Source organism: Nocardioides korecus, assembly GCF_054778395.1.
Window position 1 is genome coordinate 1 of the sequence record NZ_BAAGZO010000047.1, and the last position, 544, is coordinate 544.

Below are 544 nucleotides of genomic sequence, written 5' to 3' on the forward strand. Positions count from 1 at the left end.
GCAGAGGGCGCTCGACGCGGGATGGACCGACGACCAGCTCACGGAGCTGTCCGCGCACGTCACCCTGAACCTGCTCACGAACTACTTCAACCACTTCGTGAAGACCGATCTCGACCTGCCGGCGGCTCCGGCGCTCTGAGCCTCGACCTCCGCGGTCGCATCACGGTGCGGTGCCGCCCGGACGTCCTCGTCGTTCAGGCGGCACCGCTGGTGCACCCGGGAACGCGCTACGGCGTTCGGGCTGTTCCGCGGTGTTTCGCAGCCGTGCCCGAACGGCTGCATCGGCTCAGCGCAGCTGGTCGGCGAGGTCGGACAAGGATGACGTCCGGAGGTCGGGGGCCCTGAAGTACGCCGGGTAGGGACCACCCGTCCGGTTCAACCACGCGGTGGCGAGGCCCGCGCGAGACGCCCCGTCGGTGTCCCACGGGTGAACGGCGACGAGCATCGCGTCCTCCGGGTCGACGCCGCACTGCTGCAAGGCGTACGCGTAGGCCTCCGGCGCGGGTTTCCAGCGGCCGGCATCCTCCACCGTCAGCAGGCGCTC

1 protein-coding gene is annotated in these 544 nt (G+C 70.6%); it reads right to left on the reverse strand.

All coding sequences use genetic code 11. From position 1 onward, the window contains the following. Nucleotides 1–286: 286 nt before the first annotated feature. A partial coding sequence (locus ACYVDA_RS20780; RefSeq protein WP_460820445.1) for an HAD family hydrolase occupies nucleotides 287–544 on the reverse strand: 258 nt, incomplete at its 5' end.